This is a genomic window from Streptomyces sp. NPDC019396 (assembly GCF_040632375.1).
Lineage (GTDB): Bacteria > Actinomycetota > Actinomycetes > Streptomycetales > Streptomycetaceae > Streptomyces.
In genome coordinates, this window is the sequence record NZ_JBEYBS010000005.1 from 57,710 (window position 1) to 75,391 (window position 17,682).

A 17,682-nucleotide genomic window follows, 5' to 3' on the forward strand; every position below is an offset into this window, starting at 1 on the left:
ACCCGGAGGAACAAGGCCCGGAACAAGCAGAACGCCCCGGGCCTTGTCGGCCCGGGGCGCCTGGGAAGTCGCTTGTCAGTTGCTCAAGCAGCACGACCATGGCAGCCGGCGGGCCGGATGCCATAGGTAAAGACGAAGGTCGGGTGCTTGCGCATGGCGCTCAGTATGCCTTCCGGCCCGGTGCGGGGCCAGCCGGGCGGCCGGGTGATTCGGATGGTGAGACGAAGAGCGGTCCGGCGCCGCCGGTAGAATCAACAAACAGAACCCCTCCCTGCACGCCGGAAGGCCGCCGTAGTGTCCTCAGCGCCCACCGCTGCCGCGCCAGACAACGACAGCCCGGACGTCGTCCTCGTTGTCGACTTCGGCGCCCAGTACGCCCAGCTCATCGCCCGCCGAGTCCGCGAGGCCCGGGTCTACAGCGAGATCGTCCCGTCCACCATGCCGGTCTCGGAGATGCTGGCGAAGAAGCCGGCCGCGATCATCCTCTCCGGTGGTCCCTCATCCGTGTACGAGGAGGGCGCCCCCAAGCTCGACCGCGCGCTCTTCGAGGCGGGCGTGCCCGTCTTCGGCATGTGCTACGGCTTCCAGCTGATGGCGCAGAGCCTCGGCGGCACCGTCGACAACTCCGGCGCCCGTGAGTACGGCCGTACCGCGCTGCACGTCAGCAAGCCCGGCTCCACCCTCTTCGAAGGCACCCCGGCCGAGCAGCCGGTGTGGATGTCGCACGGCGACGCCTGCTCCGCCGCGCCCGAGGGCTTCGCCGTCACCGCGTCGACCGACGTCGTCCCGGTCGCGGCGTTCGAGAACGACGAGAAGAAGCTGTACGGCGTGCAGTACCACCCCGAGGTGATGCACTCGACGCACGGCCAGCAGGTCCTGGAGCACTTCCTCTACCGGGGCGCGGGCATCGAGCCCACCTGGACCACCGGGAACGTCATCGAGGAGCAGGTCGCCGCGATCCGCGAGCAGGTCGGCACCAAGCGCGCCATCTGCGGGCTGTCCGGTGGCGTGGACTCGGCCGTCGCCGCCGCCCTCGTACAGAAGGCCATCGGCTCCCAGCTGACCTGCGTGTACGTCGACCACGGCCTGATGCGCCAGGGCGAGACCGAGCAGGTCGAGAAGGACTTCGTCGCCGCGACCGGTGTCTCGCTGAAGGTCGTCGACGCACAGGAGCGCTTCCTGAACGCGCTCGCCGGGGTGTCCGACCCCGAGCGGAAGCGCAAGATCATCGGCCGGGAGTTCATCCGGGTCTTCGAGCAGGCGCAGGCCGAGATCGTCGCCGAGGCGGGCGCGCACGGCGGGCAGCCCGTGCAGTTCCTGGTGCAGGGCACGCTCTACCCCGATGTGGTGGAGTCCGGTGGCGGTTCCGGAACCGCGAACATCAAGTCGCACCACAACGTCGGCGGCCTCCCCGAAGACCTTGAGTTCGAGCTGATCGAGCCGCTGCGCAAGCTTTTCAAGGACGAGGTCCGGATGGTCGGCCAGGAGCTGGGCCTCCCGGAGGAGATCGTCCACCGCCAGCCCTTCCCTGGCCCCGGCCTCGGCATCCGTATCGTCGGCGAGGTCACCAAGGAGCGCCTGGACCTGCTGCGCGAGGCCGACGCCATCGCCCGTGAGGAGCTCACGGCGGCCGGTCTCGACCGCGAGATCTGGCAGTGCCCGGTGGTCCTGCTCGCCGACGTCCGCTCGGTCGGCGTCCAGGGCGACGGCCGCACCTACGGCCACCCGATCGTGCTCCGTCCGGTCTCGTCCGAGGACGCCATGACGGCGGACTGGACCCGGATGCCGTACGAGGTGCTGGCCAAGATCTCCACCCGCATCACCAACGAGGTCGCCGACGTCAACCGCGTCGTCCTCGACGTGACCTCGAAGCCCCCGGGCACCATCGAGTGGGAGTGAGCCTCCCCGCGAGTCAACGCCGGCGCCGTCGCTCATTCGTTTGAGCGGCGGCGTCGCCGTTCGCGGTGGGTAGTCTGATCGCACGGACCAGACTCACGGCCATGGGAGCACTCATGAGCGCAGAGATCTCGCGCCACTGGCCGGTGCCGCCGCGCGACGGCTACACCGTGGACGACCTGCTGACCCTGCCCGATCTCCCGCCGCACACCGAGCTGATCGACGGGAGCCTGGTCTTCGTGAGTCCGCAGCGCTATTTCCACAGCCTCGCGACCGACCTGCTGGTGCACGGACTGCGGAGCACTGCGCCTCCCGAGCTGAAGGTCGTTCGGGAGATGACCGTGGTGCTCGACAAGCGCAACGGCCCCGAGCCGGATGTGGCGGTCGTCCGTGCCGCTGCGGCGCGGAACCGTACGCAGACGTACTTCCAGGTGCGGGATGTGCTGCTGGCGGTCGAGGTGGTCTCCCCGGACTCCGAGGCCCGCGACACGGACACCAAGCCCCACAAGTACGCCGGTGCCGGGATCCCCTACTTCTGGCGGGTCGAGATGGCCGGTGAGGACGAGCAGCCGGTGATCCATGTGTATGAGCTCGACAGGGAGTCGCGCGTCTACGTACTCACCGGCACCTTCCGCGATCGGCTCAAGGTCTCCGTGCCCTTCGACATCGACATCGACCTCAGCGGGATCGACCGGCTCTGATCCTCAAGGTACGTGGCTTCTCTGGTCAGTTGGGGAGCACGGCGCTACCTTCCGCCGCATGGACGAGATCCCGGCGAAGGCCCCCGCGCCTGTTTCCGTGCCCGCTCCCGTACCCGTCGACCAGCTGCGGTTCGCCATGCCGCCCGTACACGAGTCCATCGCCGACGAGCGGGCGCACCGGAAGCAGCGGCTCGCCGGGGCGCTGCGGGTGTTCGCCGGACTCGGATACGAGGAGGGGGTGTCCGGGCACATCACCGCGTGCGATCCCGAGTTCGACGACTGCTACTGGGTGAACCCCTTCGGGGAGCCGTTCGCCACGATGACCGCGGGCAAGCTGGTCCTGGTCAACGGGGAAGGGCAGGTCGTCGAGGGCGCCCAGCGCGTCAACCAGGCGGCGTTCGCCGTTCACGCGGAGGTGCACCGGGCGCGGCCGGGGATCGTGGCCGTAGCGCACACGCACTCCGTGCACGGGCGGGCGCTGGCCGGGCTCGGGGAGCTCATCGAACCCATCACCCAGGAAGCCTGTGCCTTCTATCAGGACCATGCCCTGTACGACGCCTACACGGGGGTGAGCGTGAACGCCGCCGAGGGGCGCAGCATCGCCGCCGCACTCGGCGATCGCAAGGGCGTCATCCTGCGCAACCACGGTCTGCTGACCGTCGGGGACTCCGTCGACGCCGCCGCCTGGTGGTTCATTGCCATGGAGCGCTGCGCCCAGGTGCAGCTCGCGGCCCGGTCGGCCGGGAAGCCGGTGCTCATCGCACACCGGGACGCCGTGGCCACCCGCGAGCAGCTGGGCGGGGATCTCGTCGCATGGATCAGCTATCAGCCGCTGTGGCGCCAGGTCGTGGGCGCCGCACCCGAACTCATGTCGTAGTACGTCAATTTGATCGTGAGGCAATCACCCTCGCATTCCCCGCGTATCGTCTTGTAAGGCCCGTCCGACGACCGCCCGTACGGCACAATTCCTTGTAAATACAAGGCGGTTGCTCAGCTCTGGTGGAAGGGTGCGTCGCTGTGGCGGTGCAAGAGGCGGGACACAGCGTGCACGGCGGCGGTTGCACCTGCGGGGACTGTCCCCATGGCGCACGAGAGGGGCACCGGCGTGCGGTCGCCGAGTTCGGCGCGCGCCGGGACGAGCTCGCTTCGGGGCGGGGGCTGCCCGCGCAGATCGCCTACTCCGAAGGGGCATCCCGCCAGTGGATCTCGGATGAGCTGACCGCGTCGGCCCGTGCCGTCGCCGAGCGCAGCAGGGCGGCGGGAGCGGCCTGGCTGCACCGCGTCTGGTGGCGCACACTGCTCGCGGTGTGGGGCTGTGCCGGTCTGTCGCTGACCGTGCTCGCGGTGACCGCCATCGGTACCGGCTGGGGTCCGACGCGTACCGCGGCGCTCGCCGCCGCGCTCTCCGCCGCTGTCCTGCTCACCGGCGCCGCATGGCTGCACCGTGCTCATGGCGGGCTGCTCGCCCCGGTGGTAGGCGAGGACAACCGGCTGTCCACCTCGCGGGTGGTCGCCGCGGCCTGGGCGTTGTTCGCCGCCTCAAGTGTGCTGTTCCTGGCCTTCCGGCTGGCTGTGGCGGGGGTGTCGCCGGACGCGCCGGGGGGTGGGCCGGGCGGCGGACCCGGTGGCGGATCCGGGCTTGCCCGGGGTGCCGCCCTCCTGGTCGTGGTGGCCGTCGTCTGCCTGATCGCCGTGGTCGTACGCCGGGTCGTCACCGTGCGCATCCTCACCCAGCGGGTGCAGAAGGTGCAGGCCGACCATCCGCGTACTGCCGATCTGCTGTGCGACGACGGCGGGCGCGGCAGTTTCACGGACACCCAGTACGTCCTCGTCGGCGCGGCGAGTCTGAGCTACGCCGCCGTCGTCCTCGTCCGGGACCCCGGAGGACTGCCGCGGCTCCCCTGGAGCGTGACCGCCCTGGCGCTGGTCTCCGCGTTCGTCTATCTGGCCGGGAAGTACGCCGAGGGCTCGCGGCCCGTCGTCCTCTCGGTGGTCCGTGCCCGTGAACCGGGCGACCTGGACGGCCCGATCAGGACCGGGGACGACATCGAGATCCGAGGGGCGGGCTTCGTCCCCCCGGGCGCGGGCACCCCGGACCGGCTGGCCCGCATGACGGTCCGCATCGGCCCCGTCCATGTGCATGTCCCGCTCGTCCCCGTGGCCGGGGGCTTCACCAACCCCACCGACGCCGGCATCAGGGTTCCGGTCCCGGTCGATGTCGAACCAGGCCGGGTCGACGTACAGGTGGTGACCGCGGCGGGCGCCGAGTCCAATCGCGTGAGCATCGACGTCACGGACTGAACCCCGCTGAGCCATATGGCCGTCAGCTGCGTAGTCATATCTGCGGATCGTGGGAAGAATCGTTCCAGCCGGGTACGACGCGGAGGCGACGATGGCGCATATGGACCGGACGACGACGATGGCAACATACGGACTGATCGACGAGCGGCGGGACGACGACGACGGCTGGAAGGGCACCGCGCAGCGGTACGCGCTGCTGCCCCTGAGGCTCTTCCTCGGCGTCACCTTCATCTACGCCGGGCTCGACAAGCTCCTGGACCAGGCATTCCTCTCGGCGAGCGGCACCGGCTCGATCGGCGAGCTCATGAGGTCGGTGCGGGGCTCCTCGGCAATCCCGGGCCTGGTGGATCTTGCCCTGAAGAACCCCTCGGGCTTCGGCTACGCCATCGCCATCGGCGAACTCGCCGTCGGCATCGGCACCCTGGTCGGACTGCTGGCGCGGCTCGCCGCGTTCGGAGGTGCGCTGATCTCGCTGAGCCTGTGGCTGACGGTGAGTTGGCAGACGTCGCCGTACTACTACGGCAACGACCTGATCTATCTGATGGCCTGGCTGCCGCTTGTGCTGGCCGGCGCCTCGGTGCTCTCCGCCGACGCGGCCATCGCGGAACGGCGCCGCCTGAGCCGGTAGTGCGCCAGAGCCACCGCACCGGCGAGGAACAGACCCCCGAAGACCAGCGGCAGAGCCACGAACCACGGGACTTTCCAGGCACCCGCCACCTCACCGAGATACGCCGCGGCGGCCGACATGGCAGCCGCACCGGCGATCAGCCGGGCGGGCCTGAACTCATGGAGCAGCACGGGTGACCTCCACCAGACCGAGCCCGACCTGAAGGTCGAGCGTGAGCGTCCCGGCCGGTGCTGCCTTCTCGCCCGGCCTCTTGCCTGTGTCTCCGGACGGGGAGAGCGTGACCGTGCGCCGCTGGTCCGGGCCCACGTCCACGCGCTCCCGCTGGTCGCCTGACAGCCGGACCGCGCCGAGACCGGTCTCGGCGGCGATCTTCACCGTGGCGTCCTGGGGCACGATCACCCTCAGCCGGCCCGCACCCACCTCCACCTCGGTGTGCACGGCCGACTTCGCCGGGATCTCGAGACCGCTCATATCGAGCCGGGCGTCACCGGTGCCGAGCTCATAGCGGGGGGCGACCGCCGCGACGGCAGTCGGCTGCCACTCGGTCCGCGTCCACCGGGTGCCGATCTCCTCGGGCAGCACCGCGGAGCCTGCCAGCAGCAGGGCGGTGACCATCGTCAGCAGGACCGTGCCGCCGCCCGTACGCCCGAGGAAACTACTGATCACCAGGCCCAGGCCGAACACCGCGAGGGCGCAGGCGAAGCCGGTCTCCAGGCTGGTGCCGAGCGGCTGCCCGTGCCAGCTCAGCCCGGCACCGAGACCGCCCGCGAGCAGCGCGAGCAGGAAGACGAGCCCCCCGATGCCACGCGGCCCGCGTGGGCGCGCGGTGGCCGGGACCGGGCCCGGGAACCCGCCCGGTATCCACTCCTGCGCCCGGCCGCGGTCCCCGCGCGCACCCGGATGCCGTGGCGCGGCCGAGGCCCAGGCACCGACCACCGCGTCGGGCGGTCCCCACAGATAGCCCGTGGCCACCGGGCCCGTCGAACCGTCCTTGACGATCGGATCACGCCACCACGAAGGCCCGCCCGGCACCGGCGGGGCCTTGGTCTCCGGCGGTGCCTCCTTGACGGCTTGCGCCGTCGCGGGGTCGAGCGGGCCGCCATCGGACGCGGCCAGGCTGCGACGCTGCGACCAGAACGCGGCGGCCGTCACGGCGATGGACAGCAGCGCGGCGAAGCCGAGCGTGCTGCCGTTGCCGAGCATCGACAGGAACAGTGCGCAGCCGAGCAGGGCCATCACCACGGCGATCAGCGCCGCGCCGTCGACCCGTCCCGACAGCGCACGGCGGGCCTCGTTCTCCTCCTCGCCCTCCAGCGGGATGAGCAGCCAGGCGAACCCGTAGAAGATCAGACCGACACCGCCCATCACCGCGAGCACCGCGATGACGATCCGGAAGATCACCGGGTCGATGTCGCAGTACCGCCCGAGCCCACCGCAGACACCGGCCACGACTTTCTGCCGCGGGGTCCGGCGAAGCTGGGGCTGCTGCTCCCGCGGTGGCGCTGGGGGCGGAGCGGTCGGCTGTGTCATGACTCCATGGTGACCGGCCCCGGCGCCCGGCGGCAGCCGTCCCGACCCTGGCCCGTCCCTGATATTCCCCTTCCGGGGTCCGGGGGTCAGGGTCGGTCTCAGGGGCGGCCCTGATGCCCGCGGCGGGACGGACGTGTGACCATCGGGGCATGTCAGCCGCAGCAGCCCGCCTGCCGGAAGCCGAAGAACCGCCCGTCCGCAAGCTGTACCGCAGCGCCGACGGGCGGTGGCTCGGCGGTGTGGCGCGTGGCCTCGCCGGCCATCTCGGGCTGCCGGTGGTCTGGGTCCGGCTGATCTTCTTCTGCCTCTTCATGGCCGACGGGCTGGGCGCGCTGCTGTACGCGGTGTTCTGGATCGTGGTGCCGCTCGGCGTCGGCGGCCGGTCCGCCGACCCGAAGCCGGTCTTCGAGACCACCGCCGACGGCAGACGGCGGCTGCGCAAGCCGGACAAGGGCCAGCTGTTCGCACTGTTCGGCCTGCTGATCGGGGCCGCCTCGTTCGTCGCCAACGTCGATCTGGGCGGCCCCGTCAACCGCTATGTCTGGCCGGTACTGCTGATAGGCACCGGCCTCGTCCTGGTGTGGCGCCAGGCGGACAACGCACGCCGGGCCCGGTGGACCGGCGACGGCACACGCCGCCGGCTGTTCCAGCTGGCGCGCGGTCTCGCCGGGGTCGCCCTGGTCGGCATGGGCCTGACCGTGTTCGTCGTCGTCCGGGGTTCGGCCGCCCAGTTCGGCAATGTCATGACGGCCGCGATCGCCGTGATCGTCGGGGTCGGTCTGCTGGTGGGCCCCTGGCTCGTTCGGATGACCCAGGACCTGTCCGAAGAACGTCTGATGCGTATCCGCGCCCAGGAGCGGGCCGAGGTCGCCGCCCATGTGCACGACTCCGTCCTGCACACGCTCACCCTCATACAGCGGCACGCGGACGACGCCGGCGAGGTGCGCAGGCTGGCCCGCGCCCAGGAGCGCGAGCTGCGGAACTGGCTCTACCGCCCGGAGGGCACGGGCAAGGAGGCGGACGAGGAGCCGGCCACCGTGTCCGACGCGGTGAAGAAGGCCGCCGCCGAGGTGGAGGACAAGCACGGTGTCCCGCTGGAGGTGGTGGTCGTCGGCGACTGCCCGCTCGACGAGCGGCTGGTGGCGCAGATGCAGGCCGCGCGTGAGGCGATGGTCAATGCCGCGAAGTACGGTGGCGAGGGCGGCCCGGTGCAGGTGTACGCGGAGGTCGAGGGCCGTACCGTGTTCGTCTCCGTACGGGACAGGGGGCCCGGCTTCGACCCTGACGCGGTTCCCGAGGACCGGATGGGCGTAAGAGAATCGATCATCGGGCGTATGCAACGCAACGGCGGCACCGCGCGGCTGCGCTCCGTGCCGGGCGGGGGCACCGAGGTGGAGCTCGAGATGGAACGCGGGACGGAGACCCGTGAGGGGACTCCACACGGCACTTCCCAAGGCACTTCCTCAGGACAGTGAGAGGCGGACGGACGAATGACCGAGCAGACCGACGGGGGCGAGCAGGGCGCGGAGCGTCGCGTACGGGTCGTGCTTGTCGACGACCACCGTATGTTCCGGGCCGGGGTGCAGGCCGAGATCGGCCGCACGGAGGCGACGGGAGTCGAGGTGGTCGGTGAGGCCGCCGACGTCGACCAAGCGGTCACCGTGATCACTGCGACCCGCCCGGAGGTCGTGCTGCTCGACGTGCACCTCCCGGGCGGCGGCGGGGTGGAGGTGCTGCGCCGCTGCGCGGGGCTGATGGGCGGGGAACGACCCGTGCGCTTCCTCGCGCTCTCGGTGTCGGACGCGGCCGAGGACGTGATCGGCGTGATCCGCGGCGGTGCCCGCGGCTATGTCACCAAGACGATCACCGGCAGCGATCTGGTCGACTCGGTCTTCCGGGTCCAGGACGGGGACGCGGTGTTCTCACCGCGGCTGGCGGGCTTCGTGCTGGACGCGTTCGCCTCGACCGACGCCCCTCCGGTGGACGAGGACCTCGACCGGCTCACCCAGCGGGAGCGGGAGGTACTGCGGCTGATCGCGCGCGGATACGCGTACAAGGAGATCGCCAAGCAGCTCTTCATCTCCGTGAAGACGGTCGAGTCGCATGTCTCGGCGGTGCTCAGGAAGCTCCAGCTGTCGAACCGGCACGAGCTGACGAGGTGGGCCACGGCACGCCGGCTGGTGTGACCGTGTGCGGCGGGCCGTTGCTGCGGATTCTGTTATGCAACCGCCGCACCGGGATGGCAACCAGAGCGTCCCGGTTTCCCTCTGACTGACCGTGATGAGCTTGACCGGGACGCCCTTCTTCATGGCCACGATCGTGCTGGCCGTGGTCGCCTTACTGCTGCCACTGGCTCTCTGGAGCCGGGTGCGCGGACCCGCACTGCTGCGCGGAGCCACCCGGCTGCTGATGCTCGGCTTCGCACAGGTGACCGCGCTGCTCGTGGTCTTCGTGGGCGTGAACAACAGCAACGGTCTCTACGGAAGCTGGGACGATCTGCTCGGCACCGGCGAGCACGTGAGGGCCGCCGAGGATCTCGGGCGGGACGGTATGGGCGGCACGCGGTTCGCCGATCTGCCGGCGTCCAAGCAGGCCTTCAAGCCCGCCGACGACCCCAACATCGGACCGGGCGTGCTGGTGACGGAGTTCACCGGCCAGGTCTCGGGCGCGGGGGGCGAGGTGTTCGTCTGGCTGCCGCCGCAGTACCACGACCCCGCTTACCGCAAGACGCGGTTCCCGGTCGTGGAGCTGCTGCCGGGCTACCCGGGTGCCTCACGGGCCTGGTTCACCTCACTCAGGGTCCAGGAGCAGCTCAAGCCCATGATGGAGCGCGGCGAGGTGGCTCCGTTCATCATGGTGGCCCCACGTACCACCCTGCTCCAGGGAATGGACACGGGCTGTGCGAACGTGCCGGGCAAGGTCAACGCGGACAGCTGGATCAGCGTCGACGTCCGCAAGGCGGTCATGGACAGCTTCCGCGCCTCGCAGCGCCCGGACGGCTGGGCCGTCGCCGGCTACTCGGCCGGCGGCCACTGCGCGGCCAAGCTCGCCATCGCCCACCCCGACCGCTACCGCGCCGGGGTCAGCCTGTCCGGCTACAACGACCCGGCCGCCGAGAAGGCGTCCATCACGGCCTTCGACCCCGAGCTTCGCCGGGCCAACAACCCGCTCGCCATCCTGGAGTCCGCACCCAGGGCCCCGCACACCTCGCTCTACGTCTCAGGGGCGAAGGGCGACGGCCTCGAAGCGGGCCTCGCCCTGCGTGCCGCGGCAAAGGGCCCGACGCACGTCGCGGTCGTCGAGGTCATGGGCCCTCATGACACCGAGGGCTGGAAGCGCCAGGTCCCGGATGTCTTCCGCTGGCTGACCAGCAAGCTCTCCGTCGAGGGGGCGCCGCGTATGACGGCGGCCGCGCGCTGAGGACTTCAGGGATGTGCGTCAGGCGAGGACAGAGCGTCGACGACCCGCGCAGGGCTGCGTCACACCACCCGCGTCGCGGTCACCCGGGTCGCGGTCACACCACCCGGGTCGCGCCGGCAAACGGCATCTGGTCGATGGGCGCGACCCGTACTGGTGCGCCCGGCCGCGGGGCGTGGATCATCTGTCCGTTGCCGATGTAGAGCCCCACGTGTGAGATGCCGGAGTAGAAGAACACCAGGTCGCCGGGTGCGAGTTGGGAGCGCGGTACGCGGCGTCCGGCGTCGATCTGGGTGTAGGTGGTCCGGGGCAGGGCGACCCCGGCCGACCGCCAGGCGGCCTGGGTGAGACCCGAGCAGTCGTAGGCCGTCGGCCCGGTCGCGCCCCAGACATACGGCCTTCCGAGTGCGCCGTAGGCATACGCGATGGCCTGTGCCGCACGGGGATTGGGGGCATCGGCGGCGGTGCCACCGGGGGCACCGCCGCGCGCGGTGTCGCGATCGGCCCGCCCGGGGGCTGTGCCGTCCTGGCTCGCGTAGCCGGCCCGCCCGGCGGGCGTCATCCGGGCCAGGACGGACCGGGCGGCGGTGAGCTTCTCGCGTACGGCCGTGCGGTGCCTGGCGAGCTCCTCCTGGCGTGCCGTCAGCTCGTCCAGCGTTCCGGCGGCTTCGCTCCGGAGCTGGGCCAGCTCCCGTGACTGCTTGCGGATCCCGGCCAGGGTGGCGGCCTGCCGGGCGCCAGCCCGCTCGGTGAACTCGGCGCCTGCCAGATAGCCGTCAGGGTCGGAGCTGAGCGCGAGCTGCACGGCCGGGTCGAGACCGCCCGCACGGTACTGCGCGGTGGCGATCGAACCGAGCGCGTTGCGGGAGGCGTTGAGCCGTTCCGTGCGACGGGCGGCCTCGTCACGCAACCCGTCGAGCGCCGTGCGGGCCTCCGCAGCCGCCTCCTTCGCGCCGTTGTACCGCTCGGTGGCCTCCTCCGCCTCCCGGTACAGGGTGTCGGCCTTCGCCCTCAGCTGCTCGGGTGTGGCGCCGGGCTCGGCGTGCCCGGCGCCCTCGAAGAGAGTGCCCGTCGCGGCACCCGCCAGCGCGACGGTGAGAGCGGTGCGGGCGGCAGTGCCGCCCAGGGTGCGCTGCTTGGGTCTGCGGTGCGCTGCCACGAGGGCGAGTCCTTCCGGTGTCCGGCAGGTCGTTCCGTGTGGTTCCGGCGGCGGTCCGCCCAGGGGAAGCGGCCCGCCGCCGGATCCTTCGGCGTGGCGGTCGATTCTGCTGACCGGTATGAAGTCGGCAGGTCGATCGCCTGGGGGAGGACGCTAGACCGACGCGGTGCGCCGCTGGGACGGAATGACCGATATTGGCGGAAGTCGCCCCGCTCGGGTCGGTTTCCGACCGGAGAGCTAGGCTCCGGTGCCATGGACGTACTCATCAATGTCTTCGTCGCGCTGCACATCATCGGTATCGCCGCGCTGCTCGGCGGTTTCCTGACCCAGATGAAGGCCATGGGCGCCGGGACGGCGCGCTTCACTCCGCCGATGCTGCACGGTGCGCTGACGATGCTGGTCACGGGTGTGGCGCTGGTGGGGCTCAACGAGGCGGACGGCCAGGCCGTGAACAACCTCAAGGTCGGCGTCAAGCTGGCGGTGCTGGTGGTGATCCTCGGCCTCGTCTACGTCAAGCGGGACGAGGAGACGGTGGACAAGGCGGTGTTCGGTGTCGTGGGCGGCCTGACCATCGCCAACATCTTCATCGCGACGCTCTGGACCTGACCGAGCGCGTATTTCCAGCCAACTATTGGCCAGGAGTATCGGCCCCTAGGCCTCTCCCTTCACATTCACCTCACAGGAAACTCCCAGCATGAGCATGGCGTTTGCGCACGCCGGCCTCGAACCGGCCCGGAAACTGGCCCCGTAAGGGGGCTCCGGGTACGGAAATCGCCCCTTGTCGCAACGGATCGAACTGCGACTATGGTGAGCGCCGCGCGCGGACGAGGGTCTTGACCGACTCAGCCGTGGCGCGCGTGCACATCACTGGCGGCCGGGGGGGAACAACGCCGCCACGGGGGAGAGGTAAAACGTTCATGCCGCCATATCGGCATCAGCAGCTTCGGCATTGGCAGCGGCTCACGGTGCGTACCGCAGCGGTCGGCGCGACCATCCATTGCTCCCGTCTCCACGCCGGGACGGCCGGCTGACCAGCGCTTGGCGCCACGCCACCGCTCTCTCTTCCGGCGGCCACCCCCGCCTGCCCACGCTCGCTGTGAAGGATGCCCCTTTTGCGATTCAGACCGGGGTTGTTCAGCCCCAGATCACGCTCATCCACCACTCTCACCACCGCCATCACATCCGCGGCCGCGCTGGCCGTTCTCGGCGGTCTGGCCGTGCGGCCGGACGCGGTCAGCGGCAACGCCGAACCGCGCATGACCACGGTGGGCAACGACTACGACTGGTACGTGGAGACTCCCTCGGAGGAGCTGCGGCAGGACCAGTGTCTGATGTCCGACGTACTGCGCCTGGGCGGCACGTCGATGTCCGCGACCGCGCAGGACGGTCTCAACCAGTCGCAGGAGAAGCTGCATGAGCTGGCCAACCGCCAGCACTGGGAGGACACCCCGCTCGCCCAGGCGTTCGAGAAGGACCGTGACGCCGCGGACAAGGAGCTGGATGTCCTCCACGCGCAGCGGGGCACCTGGCAGAAGCCGCTGGACGGGCTGGAGACTCCCGCCGGGTTCACGGTGGCAGGGTTCCACTGGCCTCCGGGGTCACCTGGCGACGGCCAGCAGGACTTCTACAGTCAGACCGGTCTGACGAAGTGGGTCGCCGACCGGTTCTGGAAGAGCGAATCCGACTTCTACGTGGACCCCACGCCGAGGGCTGACGAGGCGACGGTGAAGGCCGTCAAGGACCTCGGCGGGCCGCTGTACGGCAAGGACCCGGTGGCCGCCGGCAACCCCAACTGGAACCGGGACCTTTCCGAGCACGACGGGTTCGAGCATCTGACTGCTTGGTCCCTGGAGCCGACGGGGGCGGACAACGCCCGGATCTTCCTCGGCTCAGGCGGCTTCCCCCGCACGGCGCCGCAGCCGGGCACGGCCGAGTACCGGGTCGCGGTGGAGGACCTGAAGACACGGTTCGCGTCGTGCGCGTGGCGTGACCCCATGGATCCGAACAAGGTCCTGGGTGACCTGTCGGTCACGGCCGGGCAGGAGTGGCAGAAGGAGGTCGCCTCCCAGGCGATCCAGCGCAACCAGATCCTGACCGCCAACAAGGACGCCACCAAGTCCCTGGCCGCAGGTGCGAAGACGCTGGGTGACCTGCTGGGCCACTCCTGGATCGCCGACCGTCTGGCCCGCTGGCAGGACTACTGGTCCGCGGGCGGCGTGGGCTGGATCGGCGACAGCTATGTGGCGATCGAGGTACCCGGTGCCAAGGGCAGCTGCCTGGACGTCCAGGGCGGCGGCAAGACCAACGGCACGGCGGTTCAGATCTACACCTGCAACGGCGGTGCCGCGCAGCAGTGGACGATCGAGGGCAGCGAGGACGACCTCCACCTCCGTAATGTCGGCTCGCAGAAGTGCCTGGACGTGGCGGGGAACGCGTCGGCGAACGGCACGAAGATCCAGATCTCGGACTGCTACAAGTCCAAGGGCCAGTCGTGGAAGGGCGATGTCCGCGCCTCCTCGCCGCTGAAGAGTGTGTCCACGGGCAAGTGCCTGGATCTGAGCGCGTTCACGAAGAGCACGGACGCGCGGCTGTGGGACTGCAAGGACGCCAGTGCGCAGAAGTTCCTGATCAAGCCGACGGGTCACAAGGGCACGGACAGTCTGTCCTATCCGGACAAGGCGCAGTTCGACAAGGCGAAGAAGGGTGTCACTGACACGCAGGCGGCGGCGAAGAAGCAGCTGGCCGCGCTGAAGGTGCAGTTGGAGAGCGCCAAGAAGTCGGGCACCGCGTCGGACGCGGCCGAGCAGGCGGCGTACGGGATCGCGGATGCGGCGGGTGCGCCGCGGGGTCGTGGTCTGCTGGTGGGTCAGCAGAAGGCGCAGGTCACCAAGGGTATCGTGGCCGCGTTGACGGCGATGGTGAAGGCGGGTGAGACCGCTGAGGCGGCCACCCGTGCTTCGGCGAGTGACAGCGACACGATCGCGCAGCGGGCTTTGGCGCAGGCCGCGCAGGTCAATGCGGAGTTCCGTAAGGAGGCCGCGCACAAGGCCGAGTTGCAGGCGAAGGCGGCGGCGGATGCGGCGAAGCTGCACCGGGACAACGCGAAGAAGGACAAGGAGACGGCGGAGGCGAAGCTTGTCGTCGCGCTGAAGGCGGAGGCGGACGCGAAGGCGGCGGCTGCTGACGCGCACGCCAAGCGGCTTGCGGCCGAGGCCGAGGAGAAGACGGCCAAGGCGGAGAAGGAGACCGCCGCTGCCAAGCAGGCCGAAGCCAACCAGCACAAGAAGACCGCGCAGGCCGAGGCGGCGAACGCGCAGGACGCCAAGGAGAAGGCGGAGGCCGCCGAGTCGACCGCGGTCGCGCGGAAGAACGACGCGGTCAAGGCCCGTGACAACGCCCGCGATCTGAACGAGGACGCGTGGGACGCGGCGCAGAAGGCGGACTCCGCCCGGGCCAAGGCCGACGCCAAGGAGGCGTTCGCCGAGGCTCATGAGTCCGACTCCAGCGCGCAGGAGTCCCGGGCGGCGGCCAACGCCGCGGACGGGTACGCGGATGACGCCGAAGCGGCTGCCGGCCGGGCCCGTACGGCGGCGGATGCCGCGTCCCAGGCGGCGGCCGAGGCGGACGCCGCGGCCACCCGCGCCGAGGCGGCGGCCAAGCGGGCGCGTTCGAACGCGGACGCCGCCCAGGCCGCCAAGCTGCGCGCCGACGCCGCGGTGAAGACCGCGACCAGCGCCGTGGCCGATGCCATCGACGCCTCCCAGCACGCGATGGCGGAGGCAAAGACGGCCGTCGCGCTCGCCGACGAGGCGGAGAAGCTGGCGAAGACCGCCAAGTCCGAGGCGGACGCGGCGAGCAAGGAGGCCGTCAAGGCACTGGAGGCTTCGGCGAAGGCCGCGGGCTTCGCCCATGTCACCGCGCAGGCCGCGGTCGACGCGGGCAACGCCGCCGCCCAGGTCGCCAAGCCCGCCAACGACGCGATCCAGCGCGGGTCCCCGTATGTCACCAGTGACTCCGCGGCCAGTCTGGTCGTGCTGACGGGGCAGGCGTCGAAGTCGATCGCCGACCAGCAGAGGGCCGTCGCCGACGCCCACGCCAAGAACGCGCTGGCCGAGGCCGCAGCCGCGAAGAACCTCGCCGACCAGGCCACGGGCGATGCGAAGATCGCCTACCAGTACGCGGCCAACGCCGCCGGCCACGCCGCGAACGCCCGCACCTACTCCAAGGAGGCCCTGGGCTACGCGGCCGATGCCGCAAAGGCAGCGTCGGCAGCATCGGCGTCACTTGCCCGCACGGTGGAGTACGACCGCCAGGCGACCGCGGACGCGGCTGCCGCCGACCAGGCGGCCGGACGCGCCGAGGGCTACGCCAAGGAAGCCCGGGAGTCCGCCGACCAGGCCGCACTCGACGCCCAGGCCGCACGCGAGGCCGCAGCCGCGGCCGAGCAGGCCGCCAAGGACGCCCGCGCCGCCGCCACCCGCGCCGACGCAGCCGCCACCGAAGCCGAACAGGCCGCCAAGGACGCACTCAAGTACGCCCAGCAGGCCCAGAAGGCAGTGGAGGAAGCGGCCCGCAACGCCGCGAACAAGCAGATCTCGACCGGCGCCGGCACCGGAGTCGGCGGCACCTGGTACGTCGTCAACGAAGACACCATCGAGATCACCGACGCCAAACAGCACAACCCCTGCGTGATCACCGTCGGGTTCGAAGGCTGCACCACCACGTTCACGGTCACCTTCAGCGCCGTGGTCGACTTCTTCCTCTGCGCCAACCCCGACGCGATGGCCAGTGGCAGGGCCTGCCCGCGCCAGGACACCCTGCTCATCGAGAGCAAGCGCATCCCAGGGATGAAGCAGGAAGTCACCCGGTACTTCTCGAAACTGGAACTCATCGAGATGACCCTGGCCTACCAGGTCATCAAGGCGGTCCTGGTCCAGGACTTCGTCGACTGCTGGCACGGCAGCGCCAGCGGCTGCGCCTGGGCGCTGAGCAACTTCATCCCCGGCAAGGCGTTCGGCAAGGTCTTCGAAGGGATCCGGGCCCTGGACGCCGCCATGAAGACCGGCGTCGGAGTCCGTGATGCGTTCCACGCGCTCAAGGTCCTCGACCTCGACCCCGGGACCATCGCCAAGCTCAACAGCACCATCAACGCCTACGAGGACCTGTACACCGCCTGCAAGACGAACAGCTTCCCCGGCACCACCCAGGTGCTGATGGCGGACGGCTCACACCGGCCCATCAGCCAGGTCGGCGTGGGCGACCTCGTCAGGGCCACGGACCCGGCTTCCGGCCGGCTGCGGGCCCGGCAGGTCACCGACACCTTCAAGCACGACACCCAGCGACTGGTGGACATCACCGTTGCCGACGGGGGGAAGCTCGCCAGCACCGCCGGCCACAAGTTCTACGTGGCGGATCGCGGGTGGACGCTGGTCTCCGACCTGCGCGTCGGTGATCGCCTGCGCACCCCGGACGGCTCCGTCCGTCCGGTGACGGCACTCCACGACCGCTCGGGCCTGGCTCCGCGCACGGTCTACGACCTCACCGTCGACGACCTGCACACGTTCTTCGTGCGCACGACGGGAGAGCGCCCCGACGACGTTCTCGTGCACAACTGCAAGGTGGCCTTGGGGTGGCAGAATAAGGGGAAGCTCGACGAATGGGCCGGGCTTCCCGAGAACAAGTTCCAGACCTTCTCCAACGCGTCCCCGAGGGACTTCGCCCGGATCGCGGAAATGGCCATCGCCGACCCGAACGTGGCGCTCCACGTCAACATGACGGGACTGAACGAACTCGGTGGCTTCATGAAGGCCGCCCAGCGCGGCCTGAACGCCGGTGAGGCCGGACATGCCACGGACTACGAGATGTCCATGATCGCGAGGGCCGTCATCAACGGTCAGCGCCCGTGGAGCTCGATCAAGTTCTACTCCCCGTCGGGTCCAGGAGGAGCCATGAAGCTGGATCCCCCGACGGACATGCCGGACCTTTCGGTGCTGAAGGGAGATCTTGGCCCCGTGAAGGGTTCGGTCATCGGATCCTGCCACTGCTGAGGA

12 protein-coding genes are annotated in these 17,682 nt (G+C 70.3%); 10 read left to right on the plus strand and 2 right to left on the minus strand.

Translation table 11 applies throughout. The annotated features are described in order from the left end of the window. The first annotated feature begins 294 nt into the window (after positions 1-294). The 5 genes from guaA to ABZ532_RS07285 all read left to right on the plus strand — a co-directional run bounded on the left by guaA (position 295) and on the right by ABZ532_RS07285 (position 5,526). A complete protein-coding gene (gene guaA / locus ABZ532_RS07265; protein WP_361280186.1) occupies positions 295-1,899 on the plus strand; it encodes a glutamine-hydrolyzing GMP synthase in 1,605 nt (534 codons plus the stop codon). 113 nt (positions 1,900-2,012) lie between these two features. After that, the gene (locus tag ABZ532_RS07270) at positions 2,013-2,597 is read left to right on the plus strand and encodes a Uma2 family endonuclease (RefSeq protein ID WP_361280187.1); all 585 of its coding nucleotides are present in this window, start codon (positions 2,013-2,015) and stop codon (positions 2,595-2,597) included. Positions 2,598-2,655: 58 nt separating this feature from the next. Next, a complete protein-coding gene (locus tag ABZ532_RS07275) occupies positions 2,656-3,474 on the plus strand; it encodes a class II aldolase/adducin family protein (RefSeq protein WP_361280189.1) in 819 nt (272 codons plus the stop codon). 140 nt (positions 3,475-3,614) lie between these two features. After that, positions 3,615-4,898 carry a hypothetical protein gene (locus ABZ532_RS07280; RefSeq protein WP_361280190.1) on the plus strand — a complete coding sequence of 428 codons (1,284 nt, stop codon included), beginning with the start codon at positions 3,615-3,617 and terminating at the stop codon, positions 4,896-4,898. 118 nt (positions 4,899-5,016) lie between these two features. Then, on the plus strand, positions 5,017-5,526 hold the full coding sequence (locus ABZ532_RS07285) for a TQO small subunit DoxD (RefSeq protein WP_361280462.1): 510 nt from the start codon (positions 5,017-5,019) through the stop codon (positions 5,524-5,526). Between the two features lie 156 nt (positions 5,527-5,682). On the opposite strand, the gene ABZ532_RS07290 is transcribed toward ABZ532_RS07285, so the two are convergent. Continuing rightward, positions 5,683-7,056, minus strand: coding sequence for a PspC domain-containing protein (locus ABZ532_RS07290; RefSeq protein ID WP_361280192.1), 1,374 nt, complete (start codon positions 7,054-7,056; stop codon positions 5,683-5,685). Positions 7,057-7,205: 149 nt separating this feature from the next. Here ABZ532_RS07290 and ABZ532_RS07295 point away from each other — a divergent pair, with 149 nt between their 5' ends. From ABZ532_RS07295 to ABZ532_RS07305, 3 genes are all read left to right on the plus strand, one after another. After that, entirely contained in the window at positions 7,206-8,531 is a 1,326-nt protein-coding gene (locus ABZ532_RS07295; RefSeq protein WP_361280194.1) for a PspC domain-containing protein, read from the plus strand. A gap of 15 nt (positions 8,532-8,546) precedes the next feature. Next, positions 8,547-9,242: a response regulator transcription factor gene (locus ABZ532_RS07300; RefSeq protein ID WP_361280195.1), complete on the plus strand. Its 696-nt coding sequence runs from the start codon at positions 8,547-8,549 to the stop codon at positions 9,240-9,242. A 94-nt stretch (positions 9,243-9,336) separates the two neighbouring features. Beyond that, entirely contained in the window at positions 9,337-10,476 is a 1,140-nt protein-coding gene (locus ABZ532_RS07305) for an alpha/beta hydrolase-fold protein (RefSeq protein ID WP_361280197.1), read from the plus strand. A 94-nt stretch (positions 10,477-10,570) separates the two neighbouring features. Here ABZ532_RS07305 and ABZ532_RS07310 read toward each other — a convergent pair whose 3' ends face one another. Continuing rightward, the gene (locus ABZ532_RS07310) at positions 10,571-11,632 is read right to left on the minus strand and encodes an NlpC/P60 family protein (protein ID WP_361280198.1); all 1,062 of its coding nucleotides are present in this window, start codon (positions 11,630-11,632) and stop codon (positions 10,571-10,573) included. Between the two features lie 252 nt (positions 11,633-11,884). Between ABZ532_RS07310 and ABZ532_RS07315 the strand changes: the two genes are divergently transcribed. Continuing rightward, the gene (locus tag ABZ532_RS07315; RefSeq protein ID WP_361280199.1) at positions 11,885-12,238 is read left to right on the plus strand and encodes a hypothetical protein; all 354 of its coding nucleotides are present in this window, start codon (positions 11,885-11,887) and stop codon (positions 12,236-12,238) included. Between the two features lie 725 nt (positions 12,239-12,963). Beyond that, a complete protein-coding gene (locus tag ABZ532_RS07320) occupies positions 12,964-17,679 on the plus strand; it encodes a ricin-type beta-trefoil lectin domain protein (RefSeq protein WP_361280463.1) in 4,716 nt (1,571 codons plus the stop codon). Positions 17,680-17,682: the final 3 nt, after the last annotated feature.

Excerpts from the sequence above, each read along its gene's own strand:
- ABZ532_RS07305 (WP_361280197.1), top strand. The coding sequence starts at position 9,337 with ATGAGCTTGACCGGGACGCCCTTCTTCATGGCCACGATCGTGCTGGCC.
- ABZ532_RS07295 (WP_361280194.1), top strand. The coding sequence starts at position 7,206 with ATGTCAGCCGCAGCAGCCCGCCTGCCGGAAGCCGAAGAACCGCCCGTC.
- ABZ532_RS07270 (WP_361280187.1), top strand. The coding sequence starts at position 2,013 with ATGAGCGCAGAGATCTCGCGCCACTGGCCGGTGCCGCCGCGCGACGGC.
- ABZ532_RS07275 (WP_361280189.1), top strand. The coding sequence starts at position 2,656 with ATGGACGAGATCCCGGCGAAGGCCCCCGCGCCTGTTTCCGTGCCCGCT.
- ABZ532_RS07320 (WP_361280463.1), top strand. The coding sequence starts at position 12,964 with ATGTCCGACGTACTGCGCCTGGGCGGCACGTCGATGTCCGCGACCGCG.
- ABZ532_RS07315 (WP_361280199.1), top strand. The coding sequence starts at position 11,885 with ATGGACGTACTCATCAATGTCTTCGTCGCGCTGCACATCATCGGTATC.
- ABZ532_RS07300 (WP_361280195.1), top strand. The coding sequence starts at position 8,547 with ATGACCGAGCAGACCGACGGGGGCGAGCAGGGCGCGGAGCGTCGCGTA.
- ABZ532_RS07285 (WP_361280462.1), top strand. The coding sequence starts at position 5,017 with ATGGCAACATACGGACTGATCGACGAGCGGCGGGACGACGACGACGGC.
- ABZ532_RS07290 (WP_361280192.1), bottom strand. The coding sequence starts at position 7,056 with ATGACACAGCCGACCGCTCCGCCCCCAGCGCCACCGCGGGAGCAGCAG.